General features: G+C 64.6%; 1 protein-coding gene. It reads right to left on the bottom strand.

The annotated features are described in order from the left end of the window. The coding region (locus SFHG_RS00020) for an acyl-CoA dehydrogenase family protein (protein WP_042431930.1) at window positions 1-1,188 on the bottom strand (1,188 nt) is incomplete at its 5' end.

The raw sequence follows: 1,188 nt of genomic DNA, 5'->3' as shown, positions 1-1,188 counted from the left end.
TTACAGCTGGTACTCGACCTTGCCGCCGAACTTCTGGCAGTTGCGGGCAATGGTGATGCGCTGGACGTTCGGGGCGCCCTCCTCGAGCCACATGGCGCGGGCGTCGCGGTACAGGCGCTCGGTCGGGCCGTAGGGGGAGTCCTCGAAGTAGCCGTCGCCGCCGAAGATCTCCAGCATGCCGTCGGAGACGATGCGGGTGGAGTAGATGGAGAACAGCTTGCACATGGCGGCCTTCTCCTCGATGTACTTGCCGTTGGGGTCGGCGTCGTACTCGCGGCCGAAGTCGTAGACCATGCAGCGCAGGGCGTGCGTGTACATCTGCATCTCGGCGATCTCGCGCTTGATCATCTGGCGGGAAGCGATCGGCTTGCCGAAGGTGATGCGGTCGTTGGCGCGGGCCAGGGACATCTCCAGCATGCGCTGGCACATGCCCAGGTTGGAGGCTGCGATGTGGGCGCGGGAGACGGACAGGGAGTGGATGGCGATCTCCATGCCCTGGCCTTCCTCGCCGAGCAGGTACTTCTTGTCCAGCTTCATGTCGGTGAACTTCAGGCCGGTGTGGGCAGCGCCGCGGGCGCCCATCATGTGGGGCATCGGGGTGACCTCGTAGCCGGGGGTGTCGACGGGCACGAAGAAGGCGGACAGGCGCTCGTCGCCGGACTTGGACTCGTCGGTGACGGCGATGACGTAGGCGAACTCGCAGCAGTCGGTGTGGGAGATCAGCCACTTCTCGCCGTTGAGGATGTAGTCGCCGTTCTCGTCCTTGACCGCGGTGGTGTGGATGTCGGCGCCGGTGCCGCCGGACTGCTCGGTCAGGGCGAAGCAGGTGAAGATGGTCTTGTCCTGGAACTTGTCCATGTACTGGGCCTTCAGCTCATCCGAGCCGTAGTCGTCCAGGATGCGCCAGTTCAGGTCGGCGGCGTAGTGCAGGTGCATGCGCATGCCGCCCGGGCCGCGGGAGAACTGCTCCTGCACGCGCAGGATGTCGAGCTCGGACAGGTCCCAGCCGCCGTACTGGGCCGGCAGGGCGAAGCGGTACAGGTCGTTCTCCTTGGCCAGCTCGTAGAACTTCTCCGGGAAGACGTTCGTGACCTCGATCTCGGGCTGCATCTCCTCGAACGGGCCCTCGGCCAGGTTCTTGATCTGCTCGAGGTAGGCCTCGAACTGCTCCTTGGACAATTTGCTCAT

The organism is Senegalimassilia anaerobia JC110 (assembly GCF_000236865.1).
GTDB classification, from domain to species: Bacteria; Actinomycetota; Coriobacteriia; order Coriobacteriales; family Eggerthellaceae; genus Senegalimassilia; species Senegalimassilia anaerobia.
This window is presented reverse-complemented; position numbering and strand designations above follow the sequence as displayed.